9 protein-coding genes are annotated in these 18,677 nt (G+C 34.4%); 2 read left to right on the top strand and 7 right to left on the bottom strand.

Features of this window, described 5'->3' with window-relative positions; all coding sequences use genetic code 11:
* Positions 1-6 precede the first annotated feature (6 nt).
* From lacZ to AAGV28_RS13170, 7 genes are all read right to left on the bottom strand, one after another.
* Positions 7-3,270, bottom strand: coding sequence for a beta-galactosidase, LacZ type (gene lacZ / locus AAGV28_RS13200; protein WP_373407222.1), 3,264 nt, complete (start codon positions 3,268-3,270; stop codon positions 7-9).
* A 6-nt stretch (positions 3,271-3,276) separates the two neighbouring features.
* On the bottom strand, positions 3,277-4,857 hold the full coding sequence (locus tag AAGV28_RS13195) for a glycoside hydrolase family 28 protein (RefSeq protein ID WP_373407221.1): 1,581 nt from the start codon (positions 4,855-4,857) through the stop codon (positions 3,277-3,279).
* Positions 4,858-5,101: 244 nt separating this feature from the next.
* Positions 5,102-5,950, bottom strand: coding sequence for a DUF4861 family protein (locus AAGV28_RS13190; RefSeq protein ID WP_373407220.1), 849 nt, complete (start codon positions 5,948-5,950; stop codon positions 5,102-5,104).
* 266 nt (positions 5,951-6,216) lie between these two features.
* Positions 6,217-8,010, bottom strand: coding sequence for a hypothetical protein (locus AAGV28_RS13185; protein ID WP_373407219.1), 1,794 nt, complete (start codon positions 8,008-8,010; stop codon positions 6,217-6,219).
* Between the two features lie 11 nt (positions 8,011-8,021).
* Positions 8,022-10,337, bottom strand: a complete 2,316-nt coding sequence (locus AAGV28_RS13180; RefSeq protein ID WP_373407218.1) for a GH92 family glycosyl hydrolase — start codon at positions 10,335-10,337, stop codon at positions 8,022-8,024.
* Positions 10,338-10,882: 545 nt separating this feature from the next.
* Positions 10,883-12,511: a RagB/SusD family nutrient uptake outer membrane protein gene (locus AAGV28_RS13175; protein ID WP_373407217.1), complete on the bottom strand. Its 1,629-nt coding sequence runs from the start codon at positions 12,509-12,511 to the stop codon at positions 10,883-10,885.
* A gap of 20 nt (positions 12,512-12,531) precedes the next feature.
* The gene (locus AAGV28_RS13170; RefSeq protein WP_373407216.1) at positions 12,532-15,597 is read right to left on the bottom strand and encodes a SusC/RagA family TonB-linked outer membrane protein; all 3,066 of its coding nucleotides are present in this window, start codon (positions 15,595-15,597) and stop codon (positions 12,532-12,534) included.
* A gap of 581 nt (positions 15,598-16,178) precedes the next feature.
* Here AAGV28_RS13170 and AAGV28_RS13165 point away from each other — a divergent pair.
* Together AAGV28_RS13165 and AAGV28_RS13160 are read left to right on the top strand one after the other, a co-directional pair.
* The gene (locus AAGV28_RS13165) at positions 16,179-17,060 is read left to right on the top strand and encodes an inositol oxygenase family protein (protein ID WP_373407215.1); all 882 of its coding nucleotides are present in this window, start codon (positions 16,179-16,181) and stop codon (positions 17,058-17,060) included.
* A gap of 33 nt (positions 17,061-17,093) precedes the next feature.
* Complete coding sequence (locus AAGV28_RS13160) at positions 17,094-18,674, top strand: solute:sodium symporter family transporter (RefSeq protein ID WP_373407214.1); 1,581 nt, start codon at positions 17,094-17,096, stop codon at positions 18,672-18,674.
* The last annotated feature ends 3 nt before the right edge of the window (positions 18,675-18,677 follow it).

Below are 18,677 nucleotides of genomic sequence, written 5' to 3'. Positions count from 1 at the left end.
ACTTAATTAAAATTTAATAGGGTAATATTCATTTGTATTAACAGAATTTATTATTGGAATTATGTAAAAAGAATAACTATAGTCACCCGCTTTAATTTTGTATTCCGGATGCGGTTCAGCTTTAAAGGACCATGTATTGTCACCTCCCACTCCCATTTGAATCCAATCTACATTTACCGTATTTACGTCTCTTTCTTTCAATTCATTCGTATGTTTTGCATCCTCTATATTTTGTGTACTGTATGGCAAGACGCTAAAATTGATTGGATTTTCTCCTTTTACCAATAGACCTTTTCCTGATGCATTCAATACGGTAAACCAACGAGTATCCATGTGATTTCCATATTCTTGGGGAACTACATAACCATAACTCATTGAGTTTACATTTCCACTATAAATGCCCAACAAAGCAGCTGTATTTCTGTCTTGGTAATTAGCCTGTGGTCCTTTGCCAAAATAATTCAGGTTTTGATAAGCGTTTGAAATATCAAACTGCATTCCTATTTTGGGTACATCTGGAGCGTTCTTATCAATATTTACCGAGTAATTTACTTTTACATACCCATTACCCAAAATGGTGTACACCAAATTCACTTCCGTTTTGAGTTGTTCAATAATTCCAGTGACATTGATTGTAATTTTACCCTTTTCAGATACTGCATTTGTTTTGGTAACTTTTAATTGTTCGTCAGCACGCATCCATTCACGCTCATTTGTTTTTTTCATATAGTTGCGATAGGCTTTGTCGTTTTCTGTCTCTGGTCTCCAAAAATTTATCTTTAACGGACTTGCCATAAAATCAATTCCTTTTACGCTGTATTTCGTAATACTCCCTGTTGTTTTATCTACAGTCAACTCAACATTTTGATTGTTTACGCTAATGGAATTATCGCCTTCTTTTAGGGTCAATTCTACATTGCTTTTTGTAATATTCACGGGAGGAGTTGGCAATTTTAATTCAAACTGCTCCTCGAAAACTACATATCCTTTGTTCTCCCAAAGCGTGTTTTCCTTTAATTTCCCTTGAATATTGATGAAATACTCACTCCCAGCTTTTGGCTTTATCTTTTTGAAATTTATCGTAAAATTTTCTTCCTGATAAGGTGCCGTGTTTAAAGATGGTATTTCAGCTGATTGAATGACATTCCCATTTTCGGTGATGTTCCAAACCAAATTATATTTTGATAAACGAGAGGCGTGATGACGGTTTAAAATAGAAAATGTTCCTTTTAGAGCATCAATAGCTTTTATTACCACTGGCTGATTTACCTTTTTGGCTTCATAAATTTCTGGTTTAGGAGTCCTGTCGGCTGCCACAATTCCATTCAGACAAAAACTACCATCGTTGGGAATATCTCCAAAATCACCGCCGTAAGCAAAATATTTTTTTCCGTTGCTGTCCTTTTGCAAAATGCCTTGATCTATAAAATCCCAAATAAAGCCACCCATTGCCCTATCGTATTTGTAAACCACATCCCAATAGGTCTTGTAATTCCCTAGTGAATTCCCCATAGAATGCGCATATTCGCACATCAAAACAGGGCGTTTGTCAAAGCTTGTGTTATTTATTAAATCCTCTAACTCCTGAGGTTGAGGATACATTCTGCTCAGCATATCTACCCATTTGGGATCCGTTGGATTTCCTTGGTCAGAAGGCCAAAAATCTTTCTTGTATCGAGGATCTGTTGGGTCTCCTTGAGCGCCTTCATAATGTACATAACGTGTGGGGTCGATTTCTTTTATCCAACCCGACATAGCCGCGTGATTAGGTCCCATTCCTGATTCATTTCCTAATGACCACATAATAATGCTGGGATGATTTTTGTCTCGCTCAACCATTCTATTTCCTCGTTCTAGAAAAGCATTCGCCCAAAGAGGATCTCTGGAAACTTTCCCTCTGATTCCGTGCGTTTCTAGATTGGCTTCATCCATCACATAAATTCCGTATTGATCGCACAAATCATAAAAATAGGGATCATTTGGATAATGTGCTGTTCGCACAGCATTAAAATTAAATTGCTTCATCAGCTGAACGTCCTTTTCCATATCGGCTCTGGAAACCGTTTTTCCGTTGCTCATATTATGGTCGTGGCGATTGACTCCTATTAATTTTACTGGATTGCCATTGACTAAAAACCTCCCTTTTTCATCGATTTTTAGGTCTCTAAAACCCACTTTAGTACTAGTAGCATCTACTAAATTACCCTGATTGTCTTTTATTGAAAAAACTACAGTATATAAATAAGGTTCATCTGCCGACCATTTGTGGGGAGTTTTTACATTTAGTTCTATAATTCCAAAATACACTTGATCTCTTGGTGGATGTTTCTCTCCTAGAAAAGTGGCTAATTTTAAAGTTTGTTCTGGATTGACCTCATTCCCTTGGGCGTCCAATAATTGCGTTGTTAATGTCCAATCATCTACCACAGTTCTTAAAGGATTATTGCTAAAATACCCGACTTTTTCTATAAACTTATCTTTGATGTTTACTGTAAATTCAGGTCTAATTTGTAAAACGGCATCTTGGTAATTCTCGTCAAGTTTGGTTCTAACAGTAAAATCAGCCATACGAACTTTTGGAACGGCTTGTAAAAAAACTTCTCTTTCTATTCCGCTCAAGCGCCAGTTGTCCTGATCTTCTAAATAACTGCCATCGCACCAGCGGTACACTTTTACTGCTATTTTATTCTTGCCTGATTTTATATATTTTGTAATATCAAATTCCGAAGGCAATCGTGTATCTTCACTATAACCAACAAATGCTCCATTTACCCAAACATAAAATGCAGAAGATACACCACCAAAATGCAGGATGACATCTTTATCCTTCCAAGATTCATCAATCGTAAACGTTTTGATATAATGCCCTACAGGATTATCACTATGGTTAATAAATGGATAATTACTAAAAAAAGGATAGACTGAATTAGTATAAATAGCCTTTCCAAAACCTCGCATTTCCCAATTGGAAGGAACATCAATGGATTTCCAATTGCTGGCATCAAAATTATTTTCTTGGAAAGTTTCTGAAGCCTCTTCTGGTTTTGCTACCCAATAAAATTGCCAATCCCCATTCAAACTTTTAAATCTTGTTGATTGTTCTCGAATGTCATTCTTTGCCAAAATTTGAGTCTCATAAGAATAAAAAGTAGCTCTGGAGGGCAGTCGATTGATTTGATTGATCAAAGGATCTTCCCATACATTGGCTTGTCCAATAATGAATAAAGGAAATAAAAAACAAAAAATGAACACTACACTTTTTTTAAACATAATTGATTAATTAACTGTGTTTAACATTAAATTTGAATCTGTATCCAAACCAATTTCTTTTGAATTTTTCAAGATGATTTGTCCTTTTTGTTTTTTAGGAACCGTTATCTCTTCCATCCGTATACCTTTTACATCATCAAAAACAAAGGCAGGTCTAAAGTCTGGATTATCCAATGTTAATTTGATGTTTTTCATACTGATACCATTGACGTGTCTTACATAAAAACCGTAGGCTGGTAATTCCCCAAACATTGAAAATTCGGGATAGTCTTTTGTGGCTTCCGGCACTTGATTCAATCGGCTTAACGGAATATACGCCATACCTTTTGATGCTCTTCCCGGATAATTGATTTCGATATTTTCTAAAGTTACCTTTTCAATCGCATAACCTTCCAAGCCCACAATTGAAGCAGGAAATGGGTTATGGAAAAAATCGACTTCCGGACCTCTTAAATCATAATTAATATCTGGTCTGCCAAAAGGCACTTGCACTTTTATATTTTTGATACTCACATTTTTGATGCTTCCCGGTTTATCGCCGCTTCGTTGCCCTAGGCGGATAAAAATTGCATTCCCGGTATTTACGGCATCAATATTCGAAACATCAATATTTTCTATAATCGCACCGTCAACAGATTCTATGGCAATAGCAGAGCGAAACGTATCATAAACCTTGATGTCCTTGATGATTACATTTTTGAATCCGCCAAAAGATGCCGAACCAAATTTTATGGCACTGGCGCTGGATCGAATGGTGCAATTGGCAATATAAATTGAATCGTTAAAATATCCTGGATAGTAGGATTTCAAACAAATACCATCATCGGCAGCGTTGATGTCGCAGTTGGTTACTTTGACATTTTTACAATCGGTAATGTCTATTCCGTCGTTGTTCCAATAGGAACGATTCACTATGGTCAACTTATCCAACACAAGATTAGAACACAATTCGAATGACAAGCCCCAACAGGAAGCTTCGCCTACTTGCAAACCTTCTATGGTTACATTATCACACTGTGAAAAGCGAAACAATTTGGGTCTCATCGTTTCATTGGGTCTGTTTCTACGGATGGTATATTTAGGATCGATTGCAATTCCTGCATGATGCAAACTGTCTATATTCAAGGCTAATTGTAAACCCTGACCATCTATTTTTCCTTTTCCATATAATTTTATATTGGTTGCTTTATGTGCTAAAATTAAAGCCATTTGGGAGTTATCATCCTTCTTTGGTGAATCTGGTCTTCCAGGAAATTCCATCTTGATGTAATCATCAGGATTGGTACTTCCTAACAAAACCGCACCTTCTTCCAGAAGCAAACTCACATTGGTTTTCATTTGAATACTGCCCGATAAAAATGCACCTTTTGGAAAAACAACACATCCGCCTCTATTTTTAAAAGCGGCATCAATGGCTTTTTGAATGGCGATTGTATTCAAAGTTGTTCCATCTGCTATTGCACCATAATTAGTAATTAAAAACTCCTTAGGAGTTTTGGCTGTTTTTTGTGCCTGACTTTTGAAACCAAACAAAAAAACGCATACTAACAAGGCTATAAAAAACAGTTTCGGTATTATTTTCAACATTGTACTCATTTTTATATTTTATTATCTAAATTCACAAAACAAACTAACATTCAACTATTTAACACTAAGAACACCATCTCTATACCTAAAAAAAAAGCAAAAAAAGAGTACACAGATGACACTGATTAATCAAATAAAAGACTGTTTTTTTTAATTTCAGTCCGTTATAATTTGTCTCATCTGTGCACTTTTTTTTGCTTTTCAGAATTTCAATCCTACAAAAAACAAAGTGCTGTTTATAACTTTATTTTATGTAAGCTTCTAATTTATCCAAAGTATTTATCTCTTTTTCTCTACCACAAACAGAAATAATTTGAGTTTCTAAATGTTTTGTTCGTTTAGAGATTAACAAATACTGTGTTCCATCATCGGTATTTTTCACATAATCTTTTGGATTGTATTTTATTGCCGCTCCAATGCCCACAATTTCTGCCGCCACATCTTCAGGATGTTCTCCCCATACTGCGATGTAATTTTTTCCTTTTTTAGTTTCGAAACCTTTAAAGTAATTTACTCCTGTAGCAAATTGTACTTTTTCGCCATTCAAACTAACTGCTTCCACCTTAGCCTCTCTTTTTCCAGAGAATACGGTAACACGAACCAGAATATCTACTTTTTTTCCTTTGTAAGCTACTCCTCTAGAAATCATTTCCATCCATGAAGTAGTGTCTGTTTTACCCACACGGGCCAAACGGTTCGTAACTGGATTCAATGACACTAAATTTTCTCCGTCCCAAAGTTTCACACCACCTAAACCTACAGTTGACGCTACTTTATAATAATCAGCTCCCCATCCTTCTTTTTGTTGTTCTGGAGTTGGATACCAACTTGCTTTTTTCAATTCTAACCCTGGATTGGCTTTATTGTAAACATCAATTGCTACTTTATCGCTAAAATAGATTCGCAAAGCCATCCATTCGTTTTCAACTGCTGGCCCATGATGCCCGATGGTTTTGTATAAGTCACCTGATTCTGAACCAATGTCAGTCAGGTAAGTTATCTTATCGGACTTCATATACAAACTGGTGTCTGTATTATTTTGTCCAAAACAAACACAAGCAAACAGCAAAGCAGTCATAAATGATAATTTCATAATTTCAATTATTTATAGATTAAACTTAATTTTCGTAAAATTAAGTAAACTTTCTACAATGCCCGAGGAATTCCTTGATTATTCAGGGTATTCGATTTTAAAAAAAGTTCGACACGAATTTCACCAATTATCACTAATTTTAATCGAAATCGAATTACACAAATTCTATCTGTTTTAATAATTCGTGGAATTAAAACAAGGTCAAATTTGTGCTTGTTTGTGTGATTTGTGACAAAAAAATTTAAATACTAATACCTTATCTGTTTTTAAGAAATCGTCATTTTATGCTGAAACGGTGTTAAACCAGTGATATAAACATGCAATCCTTCCGTGCGTAAACTTCCCTGATGATAGGTGTACTCTTCGCTATCTAAGTTATTTACGTTTTGATGCTCCGCCATTCCAGGACCTAAATGAATAACATCATTTCCTATATTTAAAGTAGCATTTCCTGATTTCAAGAAATAATTTCCTTTTTCTACTAATGTTGCTCCGGCTATTTCAGTCCCTTCTTTGAAACACATTTCTATTGTAATTTCTACATTTGGAGGGCCATCTACTTTAAAATCTATACTTAATGCGCCATTATTTTCTTCGATTTCAATAACAGTGGTTTGCTTTTTTACATTCGAAACTACTCGGTTATCAAAATCCATTTTGTTCCAAAATCTTTTATCTTTTGATTCTGATAATTGATAATCGCCATCTGCTTTAAGAAATTCCGGAGCAAGTGGTTGATAATAATCAGCTTCTTTGGTTTCTTTCAAAATGTATTTGTTGCCTACTTTTTCGATTCCATCACTACTGAAATAGCCCATTCTAAAAAACGAAGAAGACAATCGCATGTATTTCAAAATGGCATCTCCTTTTCGATACATTAAAAAATTAGGATTAGAAGATCTTCCAGAAACAATTAGTACGGGCTTATCATTTCCTCCAAAAAGCGTTATTGCTGTTTTTCCTCGTCGAATTCTAGCCAAATTAGATATCGCAAAAAATTTGGCAAAATCATTTTCTACTTTTGACTCCAAAGAAATTTGCTGTTGCAACACAGGAATTGTCATAAATTCAACCAATGAATCCGACAAAATAGAACGAGCAAAATCAGGACTTTTTTCGATAAGATGGACCATATACACAAACATTGGATTTCCAGTATGGATAGCCATGAAACGGTATTGTAAATAAAATTTAGTAACCGTTAAATTTAGAAATTGATCTTGTCGTCTTGAATCTACTGTAACCAAATCGCCATTCGGTTCCGTGTAATAATAGTAAGTGATTAGGTTTTTTTGAACAATATCCAGCAACTGCGGCTTATTCAGCAAAGTTGCCATAGTAATCAAAGCCTTGTCAATAACTGCCGAATATACTCCGCTTCGTTCCGAATAATGTCCGTCCTGATTGAGATAAATTCCCTCAGCCAGCCATTGATTAATTCTGTTAATGTATCGAACATCTGGATAAAGCGAATTGATATTGGCCAAAGCCGCACAAACCACCCATCTATGATTAGGTGTATGCACTCCACCCGTTATCATAGCTTCTCCAGCATTCTGGATAAACTTTTTAAGTTTATTTCTTAAATCTTCTAACTGCTTTTGTTTATTCAAATTTAAAACTGTGGCTGCCGAACAAATCCATTCCAGAACAAATGCCGTATCCGGTGGCGATTGTCTATTTCCCCCTGCATCAACCGTTCCATCGCTATATTGCCCTTTTAATAATACATCAGCCGATTGATACAAACGTTCGACAACAATTTTAGACTTATAAAATTTCGATTCCGAATGAGAAACCGAAGCGGATAGTACCGCGATACTATTTGCCAAAGAACGAAAACTGCTTAAACGAATAGCCGAATCTGTCAGCTCTTTTTGAAGCAGCTGTTCCACCCTTGCATCATTTGTTGAAAGAAGTTTGTTCATTAAAAGGGAATCTACTTTAGTTGCCGTAGCGCTAAAAAAGCTATCATTTGCCAAAACAGCGTCGCTAACCAAAGCGCTAAGCAATGATAGCCCTCCTAGTTTTAAAAATTCGCTACGACTAATGTGATTCATAATCCTTCTTACTAATTTGATATTGAAAACGGCTTACTTTCCTTGGCTGTTCCCCATGCTTTATTAGGTTGTTTTCCCATTTCGAAATCCAAAGTTCCTCCCTTCATAATTGAAAAATGATCCAAATAGGTTTTATCATATTCCACTCCATTAAATTTTATTTTCTGAATGTAATTGTTCCCTAGTGAAGCCCCTTTTGCATTAATAATCAATTGTTTTCCGTTTTCAAAACGGAGCGTAATTTTGTCAAAATGAGGTCCTGAAATTACATATTGTGGAACTGATGGCGCTACTGGATAAAATCCTAAGGCTGCAAAAACATACCAAGCCGACATTTGTCCTGCATCATCGTTTCCGCTTAATCCACCCACATCATTACTGTACTCGGTTTTCATAATTTGGGTTACCAATTCCTGGGTTTTCCAGGCTTGTCCTGAATAATTATATAAGAACGGTATTTGGTGACCCGGTTCATTTCCATGCCAATATTGATTAGCAGAATGGAACCGATCCAAATTAGCATTAAATCCTTCTTCTCCGCCCATTAAATTCATTAAACCTTTAATATCCTGAGGCACATACCAAGTGTATTGATAGGGCGTGCCTTCGGTGATGTAAGGTTTTCTAATAAACTTATCAAAATCTTTAGTAAAAGTGCCATCGGCAAATCGACCTCTTACCGTAGAGTCGGCTACACTATATACATTTTCATAATTCAACGCTCTTTTTTTCAAAAGTCTGGAGTGTAATGTATCTCCTCTTTTGGCTGCAATTTGCGAAAGCGCAAAATCATCAAAAGCATATTCTAAAGTTCTAGAAACTTGTTCGCCGTGATGAAAAGATTCTTTTACTTCATCTTCCAGCGGAACATAACCATATTTCAAATAAGAATCTAAAGCTCGGCGTCCTTTTCCATTTACATAATCAGCATGATTAACAGGTAATTTGAATGCGTTTTGTAACAAATAACCATATTCTTTATCTGATATATCAATAGTATTTTTCATATACGCATCGGCAATTGCAGCAATAGCATGATCACCAATCATAGCCGAAGTATAACTATTCCAGCATGGAAAAATAGGCATCCATTCGCCTTGTTCAGCCATTAAAAAAAGACTTTTCATCATCTGTCCATTAACTTTAGGCGTTAACATATTAAACAAAGGAAGTGATGCTCTATAAATATCCCACATCGAGAAATCAGTAAAATAATCGTCATTACCACTATTCATTAATTTTGTACCTCCATTAAAACTCACATACGTTCCATCCACATCATTAAAAGTTCTTGGCTGTAAATAACTATGATACATGGCAGTATAAAACTTTACTTTATCATCTTTATTGGTTCCTTCTACCTGTACTTTTGAAAGTAAGTTTTCCCAAGTTTCTCTCAGGTTTTCTTTTGCTTCTTCAAAATCCAAATCTTTAGTTTCAGCTGCTAAATTCTTTCTGGCTTGTTCAATACTGGTGAATGAAGTTCCAATTTTCGCCTCGATTGTTTCTCCTTTTTCAACATCAAAAGAAATGTAGGCACCTATATTTTCTAAATTAGAAATTTGAGTGTTTCCTTGGCGAATTTTTTCATTTTGGTAAACACCAAATTTAGCAGAACTTTTACTCAATTGCACTACAAAATAGCCGCTAAAACCCGCGCTATCACCCGAACCTTGGTAGATTTTATGCACTGGATTATAGCCTACAATTTCATTTTTTTCTGCGTTTATTTGGACAAAACCTTTTGCTTCGTCACTATTTGGATTCACAATAATATGCGCTTCCCCTGAGTTTTCGAATGTAAATTGGAATAAACCACAACGTTTTGTTGCTGTCATATTTACATCAATCTTGTAATCAGCCAGATTTACATTATAATGGTATGGAGTTGTTTTTTCGTTATCATGAGAAAAACTGGATGCTCTATCTTCGGCTTGGCATTTCAATTTTCCTGTTATGGGCATAATGGTCATACTTCCATAATCCTGTACGCATGAACCACTCAACCAGTGACTTCCTCTAAAACCTGAAATTTTGGTATCCGTATAATAATAAGGTGCAACGCATTTGGTTTCGGTTGCCTTAGTTTGCGCTGTCCAATTAGTCATTCCAAAAGGAACAGTTACATAAGGAACTACTTGCGCATTGTTTTCAGTTACATCTTCACCATGGTGCAAGGCACTAATAGTTGTAGAAGGAGCTGTACCGATTAACGGATTTACTAAATCTACATAATTACTTACTGCTGGTTTTATGGAACAAGATAAACTCGATAATAAAACGGAAATGGCTATTAAGCGATAAGGGAATAAACGATATACATTCATATTTACCTGTTTTTTTTATTGAGGGCAAATTGCTTTTAAGGAACCTAAAGCCTATGCAGCAATAATAAATTTACATTTAGGACTTTATTTTTACTATTGATTTTGTTTCAAAAAACATTTAAGTAAGTCGAAAGTTTTAAAGTCAAAAGAGGCTTTATTGACTTAAACAACTATAATTTAATTATTTAAACAACATTGTATCGTTTCAAAATACGACATTATATAGTTTTTACTACTTATTAGAATAAAATGAAACAGTATTAAAAACAAATTGAAATGGATTATTCAGGCAAAGGACTTTTTATACTATCTTTTTTAAAACAGTTGAATTTCTTTTGAGAAAAAAAAATTAAACTATTGAAACAAGAAAAAAATGTGCTCCGTTCTGATTTAAAATCAAAATTCATTTGTAATAAATAATACTTTACAACCGAATTGTTAAAAAAAAAGAAAAGAGAAGAAGAACGAGCTTCTTCTCTTTTCAGGGTTAAATAAATTACCAATCTAACTTAACCAACTATTAAATAAAAAACTTCTATTTACTTCTATAATGGATTTTGAGTGATTGCTCCAGATGTTCTGTCTATTTCACTTTGAGGAATTGGTCTTAAAAGATTTTTAGTGTTAAGCGCATTATTAAATGCTGCATGCGGATTATGTAATAAAGTACGCTCTATTAACTTTCCTGTTCTTTTTAAATCCATCCATCTATTAACCTCACCAGTCAATTCTCTGGCTCTCTCATCTAGTATAAAATCAAGAGTAACTGAAGAAGGAGGTACAGGAGTTGTTAGTCCAGATCTTGAGCGCAAAGTAGTTAAACGAGTTGCTGCTGTATTTGGATTTGTAGCTTTTAAATAAGCCTCAGCAGCAATTAAATAAGCTTCACCAGATCTCATGATAACCATATCTCTCTTTCCTTCTGAACGTTGATCAGGCTGAGTAAATGGAACCGTTGGATCATCAAACTTTTTAAACATTGGATAGTGTACCGGAGTAATCGCATCATTTATAAAATACGTCCCTGGATTAATTACTCGATAAGGTTTAGTAGCAATTTCCTCTGGTGTCCAAGCCACTTTTGGAAAATAGATTGCAGTATCTCCTACAGCAATATTTACCGGATTTCCTTGAACAGTAGCTACAAAAGGCTTTTGGGCATACAGAATTCTAGTAAAAGTAGCTTCAGCTCTTTGATCGTCATCAGCGAAAAGCGAATAATAAAAAGGAGTAGGCATTGGCCCCAACCCTTTAACTGTTCTGTTAAAACCTGGATAATCATAAAAAGCAAACTTATACATCATGTGTCTTGAGTTACCCCAACCTGCACTTAAAGCATTACCTCCAAATAAATAAGAAAAAATAACTTCTGAATTTCTTTGATTTTCAATTGACACTAAACTTTGAAATGTAGGAACTAGTGGGTGGTTTGCTATTACCGTGTCTGCATAAGATGCCGCATCATTAAAATCAGTTGCACCAGCAAAAGTTTTATAACCTCTAGTCAATAATACTTTTGACAATAAATGTCTTACAGCGTCTTTAGTAATTCTACCATAAACAGCTGAAGTTTCATTTGTACCTGATAAGGCATCCTGTAGATCCTTAACAATTTGAGTATAAACTTCTTCCTCAGTTGCACGCACATAGGTTGTATTAGGTGATTGAACTTGATTAAGAACTAATGGAACACCTCCATAATTCTCTACTAAATTAAAATAAGACATTGCTCTGAAAAATTTAGCCTCAGCAATCCCATTCGTTTTAGTATTTGCTGCAACTCCTTGAATATTATCTGCATTATCTATTAGAATATTAGCTGCAGAAATTATACTATATTGATTTTCCCAATATACTCCGATAGCCCAATTTAAGGAATTAAAATTGACATAATCATTCAAATCACTTGTCCCTGCTATTGCAGTTCCTCTTGTAACAATATCTGTACCTAAATCTTCAAGTACATAATACATATCTCCTGTATAACGTGTGGTAGTTTCTCTTGCTCTTAGATAAATAGAAGCAACTAGTTGATCAAAAGTCTTAGGATCAGAACTAGCATTCTGCAAACTTAAAAATGATCTGTTTTCTTCTTCAAGATAACTCTCGCAACCTGTGTTAAAAACAGCTAACACAAGGCCTATTACAATTAGTTTAAAATTAATATATTTCATTTTCTTAATTTATTTAAAAGTTAAAAACTTAAATTGATACCAGTCATTAATGTACGTGACATAAATGCCGCTCCCCATTGATTTCTTCCTGCATTTTCAGGATCCCAACCATCATATTTACTAAACACGAAAGGATTCTGTACAGTTGCATAAACTCTTATGTTACTTATTTTAAGTTTTTCTAATGTAGTAGATGGAAGTCTATATCCTAAAGTCATGTATCCCACTTTAACAAAAGACACATCTTTGTATTGGATAGCACCACCATGTGGACCAGCATTTCCTGGCTGATTCCAATCATTAGATTGATTTTCAGGAGTCCAGTAATTCACATCATAACCATTAAAGGTTCTTTGAGGCTCAACGTCCCAACCCCAAGCATAGTTACTATGAAAATTACTTTTATACATATTACCTTGGCTGATATTTAATAAGAAAGAAAAATCAAAATTCTTATAGTTCATTGTATTTGTGAATCCTCCTGTCCATTTAGGAGCAACCTGTCCAATAACTTTTCTATCGTCTCCCGGAGTAATTTTTCCATCTCCGTTAATATCTCTTACCTTAACTTGCCCTGGTTGTTGTCCGTAAGATTGTGCCTCTAGTGCCTCATCTAGTTGCCAGATACCTACAAACTCATAATCATAAATAGCACCTAGAGCTTCTCCTACTCTATGAATCATATTGGTACCATTAACTCCGTAAAAAAGATCTTTACCATCTCCATAAATCTTGTCTAAAGTATTTCTATTAGATGCAAAATTAAAGTTAGTCGTCCATTTAAAATCACCCTTGTCAATGTTCACGGTATTTATACCAATCTCAATTCCTCTATTTGTAGATTCTCCAATATTAGTATAAGCTCCTCCTCGAAATCCTGTATAAGCCGGCATTTCTTTTCTAAATATAATATCCGTATTTTTTCTATTGTAAACATCAATAGATCCATTGATTTTATTATCTAAAAAGCCAAAATCAAAACCTAAATTCACCTCAGAAGTTCTCTCCCACTGAAGCTCAGGATTAGCTATATTATTTACAAAATATACTGGCACTGCTGCATCTCCAAGATTTGTTGTACCAGTAGCTAATAATGCTTGAGAACCCAGCGGCGCCAATCCTCCACCTGCACCATTATTTCCGGTTTGACCATAACTTAATCTGATTTTAGCATTAGAAAACAATTTTTGGTTTTTCATAAACTCTTCTTCCATTATTTTCCAAGCAAAAGCCGCAGAAGGAAAAAACGCCCATTTATTACCGGCCGCTAGCATAGATGCACCATCATAACGACCTGTAAAAGTCAACAAATATCTATCCATTAAAGAATAGTTTACTCTTCCTGTATAAGACTCTAAAGTTTGTTTAGAAAAATTACTTGAAACATCTACACGGTTTGTACCTGCATTTAAGTTATAAAATAAAAATTCATCCGTGGTAAAATTTCTTACTTGATTAAAATATCCTTCAGAACGTTCCATAAATCTTGAAATAACCCCTGTAACATCTAATGCATGAATACCTTTATTCAACTTATAGTTGAAGATATTATCCCAAGAATAAGAGAAATAATTTGAATTATTTACCTGAGCTCTTCTAAGTGCTGGCTGCCCTACTACATCTTTTGAATATAGTCCACGATACTCACCATATCTTTCAAATTTCATATTTGGAGAAAACTTAGTAGTGATAGTAAATCCTTCAGCTGGTTTAATTTGCAATGCAATATCTCCAATATACTGTAAATACTTAGTCTCCTTAACTTGGTTGTCTGCTTCAAACAAAGGATTGGTAATTTGAGTTTCCTTTGTTGTTGGAAAAAAACGTAACGAACCATCATCATTATATGGTCTTCCTATAGGTTTTAGTCTGTAAGAACTTCTTAAGCCTTCCCAACTCCCTCCGTTTTGTATGGCTGTTGTAACATAATTACTAATACTCAAATTAAGCCAATCATTAAGATCACTTTTAAGACTACCACTAATATTGTATCTATTAAAGTCTTCTCCTTCTAAAGTTCCCTCATCAAGAGTGTAAGCTAAACTAGCCGAATAAACTGTCTTATCATTTCCTCCACTTAAATTAAGTGTGTGATTAGTTTGAAAACCCCTTTTAAGCATCAATCCAACCCAATCCGTACTTACACCATCAGCAATATTTTGGCGCTCTTCAGGATCTAAAAAACTTTCTAAATTTACATCACTAGCTCTGTAGTTAATATTCCCTGAAGAAAACTGAACCCCTACTGCTGCATCTCTAACTAAATTCACATATCCAGGGCCATCAAAAATAGAAGGTAAATTATATGCTTGTTTTGAACCTACATAATTACTGTACTCCACTTTTAACTTGCCACTCTTACCACGCTTAGTTTCTACTAAAACAACACCATTACTACCTCTTGAACCGTAGATTGCAGTTGAAGAAGCATCTTTAAGGATATCCATTCTACTAATATCAGCAGGATTCAAAAATGAAATATCATTCATGAAAATCCCATCTACAATAAATAATGGATTTTGACCTGGGGTAAATCCTCCTGCAGTTGTTGTTTCATTAGAATTGATAGTACTTGCTCCACGAACACGGATATTAAAACCGCCACCACCTGGCTTGTTATCCGTACGTTGAATAACAACACCCGCCGTTTGTCCTTGCAAAGCAGAAATAGCATCTACTTTATTTGCCTGTTGAATTTGTTTAGCACTAACCGTTGATACAGAACCTGTTAAATCATTTTTCTTAACTGTTCCATAACCAACAACTACTACCTCATCCAATTGAGCACTGTCTTCTTTCAAAGAAACATCCAAAGTAGCTCCACCTTTATATGAAACTTCCAAAGTTCTAAACCCTAAGTAAGAGAATACAATTACATCTCCTGGTTTAGCTTCAACTCTAAACTTTCCATCCATATCGGTAGAAATACCACCCTTAGAACCTTTGACAACAACATTAACTCCTGGAATAGATTGTTTAGTCTGATCGGTTACCACCCCTGACACCTGCGTTTTTTGTGCCCACGAATTAATTGAAAACGCTATTAAGAAAAATAACGTCAATAATTTGAATTTGGTTTTTTTCATTTTTAATTAGTATTAGTTAATAATATTATGGTAAAATTAACAGTAAACAGCGGTTTCAAAATGGACAAATTCATCAAAAACATATAAAATTCAATCAAAAAACCACAAAAAAAGAGTCTAAAAAATACATTTTGCGTTTTTAATACTACATTATTTTACATTATACACAACAAAAGCCTTGATTTACTGCTGTTTAGTGGTTTTAATAAAACACAGACCCTTTTTCAGATGACACCATCAAGATTTAATTGTTTTTTAACATTAAAAAAACAAAACAATCCATCAAAAACTTGATTAATCAAATCAACCAACTTTATTAACTATAATATAGACAGCTAAAATTTGTTAATAGCAAGACCAGCACATTAATGAGGAGTTTCCGAATTAAAAACAAAACATTTTATCAAATACACATAATGCAATTATTAAATCGAAAAATTACTAGAATGGAAAATTTATCCATATTTTTGAAGCATTTATCCATTTTGCAAGAACAATATGTACGTAATTTTGAATTATTCAACAAGCACAATAGTTGTAGCTAATTAACTAATTCAAATCATTTATAAAATTCAACTCTAATGGAAAACATCAATAACTCCGACAAATTCAATAATCCAATGCACCAAATTGACGATTGGGAAGAAAACCTAATCGAACGTTATCCAGATCCTGCTGCCGAAACAAAAGAAAAAGAAGAATTCCGCAATTATGTAGATTCTGAAAGAGTAGAAACCGTAAGAGAGTTTTATCGAATTAATCACACCTATCAAACCTATGATTTTGTGTGCGAAAAGGAAAAAGAATTCTTAAAATTTGACAGAAAAGAAATGTCGCTGTGGGAAGCGGTAGATTTCCTAAACACTTTAGTTGATGATAGCGATCCGGATATTGATTTAGATCAATTTCAACATTTACTTCAAACTTCTGAAGCCATTCGTGCCGATGGCCATCCCGATTGGTTTGTGCTTACAGGATTTTTACATGACATTGGAAAAGTATTGTGCCTTTTTGGCGAACCACAATGGGCGGTTGTTGGAGATACCTTCCCTGTAGGCTGCAAATTTTCAGATGAAATAGTGTATCCAGAGTTTTTTGCTGCCAATCCAGATAGCACTAACGAAAAATACAACACTAAATATGGGGTTTATTCTCCAAATTGTGGATTAGACAATGTAAAAATGAGTTGGGGACATGATGAGTATTTGTACCAAATCCTGAAAGACTATTTGCCAGAACCAGCTTTGTATATGATTCGTTACCATTCTTTCTATTCTCAACACCGAGAAAACGCTTATACGCATTTGATGACCGAAAAAGACATTGAACTATTTGAATGGGTAAAAAAATTCAATCCTTACGATTTATATACTAAAGCACCTGTTAAACCAGATTCAAAAGCATTAAGACCATATTATGAAGAGTTAGTGGCTAAATACCTGCCTGCTACATTAAAATTCTAACAAAAACATTCTATAACTTAATATCCTTTTGAAATGTTATATTCCTATTTAGGCTTTTTTGGATTCACGCTCCTAGTTATTTTTTACACCAGTTACAAACTCCGAAAAGATAACCTTGACACTTCAAATGGCTATTTTTTAGCTGGGAAAAGTTTAACAGCACCTATCATTGCTGGCTCGATGATTCTTACTAATATATCTACCGAACATTTAATAGGAATGAATGGTAGCTCCTATAAAAACGGTATTATCGTTATTGCTTGGGAAGTCACCTCGGCAATAGCCTTAGTTATAGCCGCAATTTTTATTATTCCGCGGTTTATGAAAATGAAACTCACCACTATTCCAGAGTTTCTAGAAAAACGTTTTGATTCTCAAATACGCTCCATCGTAGCTTTTTTATTGATGAGTTCATTTGTAGTTACCTTATTACCCATTGTTTTATATTCGGGAGCTATAAACATCGAAAGCATTTTTGATTTCTCGACCGTCTTTTCTATTTCTAAAGATCAATCTTTAGTTTATACTGTGCTTGTAATTGGAGTCATCGGATCCTTATATGCTATTTTTGGAGGTCTAAAAGCTGTCGCTTTCTCTGACACCCTTAACGGTATCGGATTAATGCTTGGAGGTTTATTAGTTCCCGCCATTGCGTTGTATCAAATTGGAAAAGGAAATATTTTTGACGGAGTAAGCACCATTTATAATTTTGCCCCAAAAAAGTTTGACATTATCGGTAGCGAAGACTCTGTTTTACCTTTTTCAACTCTTTTTACTGGATTGATGATTAACCAAATCTATTTTTGGGGAATGAATCAAACTATAATTCAAAGAGCTTTTGGTGCCAAAAATTTAGTTGAAGCCCAAAAAGGTCTAATTTACACAGGGGTTTTCAAACTATTAATGCCTTTAATCATTGTGCTTCCGGGATTAATTGGTTATTATTATTTTCAAGAGGAACATTATAACAAACCCGATTTAATTTATCCTTTATTAGTTAAAAAAGTGCTCCCTACCTATCTGTATGGTCTTTTTGCAGCAGTAATTTTAGGAGCAGTTTTAAGTACTTTTAATAGTGTATTGAACTCAGCAAGCACCATTTTTTGCATGGATATTTACAAAAAAAGTTTTAATAAAAATGTATCTGACAAAAAACTAGTGTATTATGGTAAAATTTCATCAGTTATTCTGGCTATTTTATCTATTTCTGTAGCACCATTAGTGGCTTATGCTCCCTCAGGACTATACTTTCTTTTGCAAGAGTTAAACGGAATTTTCTTTATTCCGATTTCTTCTATTCTTGTTGCTGGTTTGTTTTTCAAACAAATTAACGCTGCGGGTGCAAAAGCGGGATTATTTTTTGGTTTTGTTTTCTACATCTTGACTTCATTTGTATTTAAAATTAACATTCATTTCGTTCATTTATGGGGAATTGAATTTGTGCTAAACTTCATCATTATGTTTATCGTTTCAAAAATATATTCGAACTCAAAAACAAACACGGAATACGAAGAAGATTTGGCAAACAACTATGAAAAGTCATGGTCAGGGATAAATATTGCTGGAAGCATTTTAGTCTTCTTGACAGTATTAATTTACATCCTACTATCTTAGTAA

It is taken from the genome of Flavobacterium zubiriense (assembly GCF_041729725.1).
GTDB lineage: Bacteria > Bacteroidota > Bacteroidia > Flavobacteriales > Flavobacteriaceae > Flavobacterium > Flavobacterium zubiriense.
This window is presented reverse-complemented; position numbering and strand designations above follow the sequence as displayed.

Excerpts from the sequence above, each read along its gene's own strand:
- lacZ (WP_373407222.1), bottom strand. The coding sequence starts at position 3,270 with ATGTTTAAAAAAAGTGTAGTGTTCATTTTTTGTTTTTTATTTCCTTTA.
- AAGV28_RS13195 (WP_373407221.1), bottom strand. The coding sequence starts at position 4,857 with ATGTTGAAAATAATACCGAAACTGTTTTTTATAGCCTTGTTAGTATGC.
- AAGV28_RS13190 (WP_373407220.1), bottom strand. The coding sequence starts at position 5,950 with ATGAAATTATCATTTATGACTGCTTTGCTGTTTGCTTGTGTTTGTTTT.
- AAGV28_RS13185 (WP_373407219.1), bottom strand. The coding sequence starts at position 8,010 with ATGAATCACATTAGTCGTAGCGAATTTTTAAAACTAGGAGGGCTATCA.
- AAGV28_RS13180 (WP_373407218.1), bottom strand. The coding sequence starts at position 10,337 with ATGAATGTATATCGTTTATTCCCTTATCGCTTAATAGCCATTTCCGTT.
- AAGV28_RS13175 (WP_373407217.1), bottom strand. The coding sequence starts at position 12,511 with ATGAAATATATTAATTTTAAACTAATTGTAATAGGCCTTGTGTTAGCT.
- AAGV28_RS13170 (WP_373407216.1), bottom strand. The coding sequence starts at position 15,597 with ATGAAAAAAACCAAATTCAAATTATTGACGTTATTTTTCTTAATAGCG.
- AAGV28_RS13165 (WP_373407215.1), top strand. The coding sequence starts at position 16,179 with ATGGAAAACATCAATAACTCCGACAAATTCAATAATCCAATGCACCAA.
- AAGV28_RS13160 (WP_373407214.1), top strand. The coding sequence starts at position 17,094 with ATGTTATATTCCTATTTAGGCTTTTTTGGATTCACGCTCCTAGTTATT.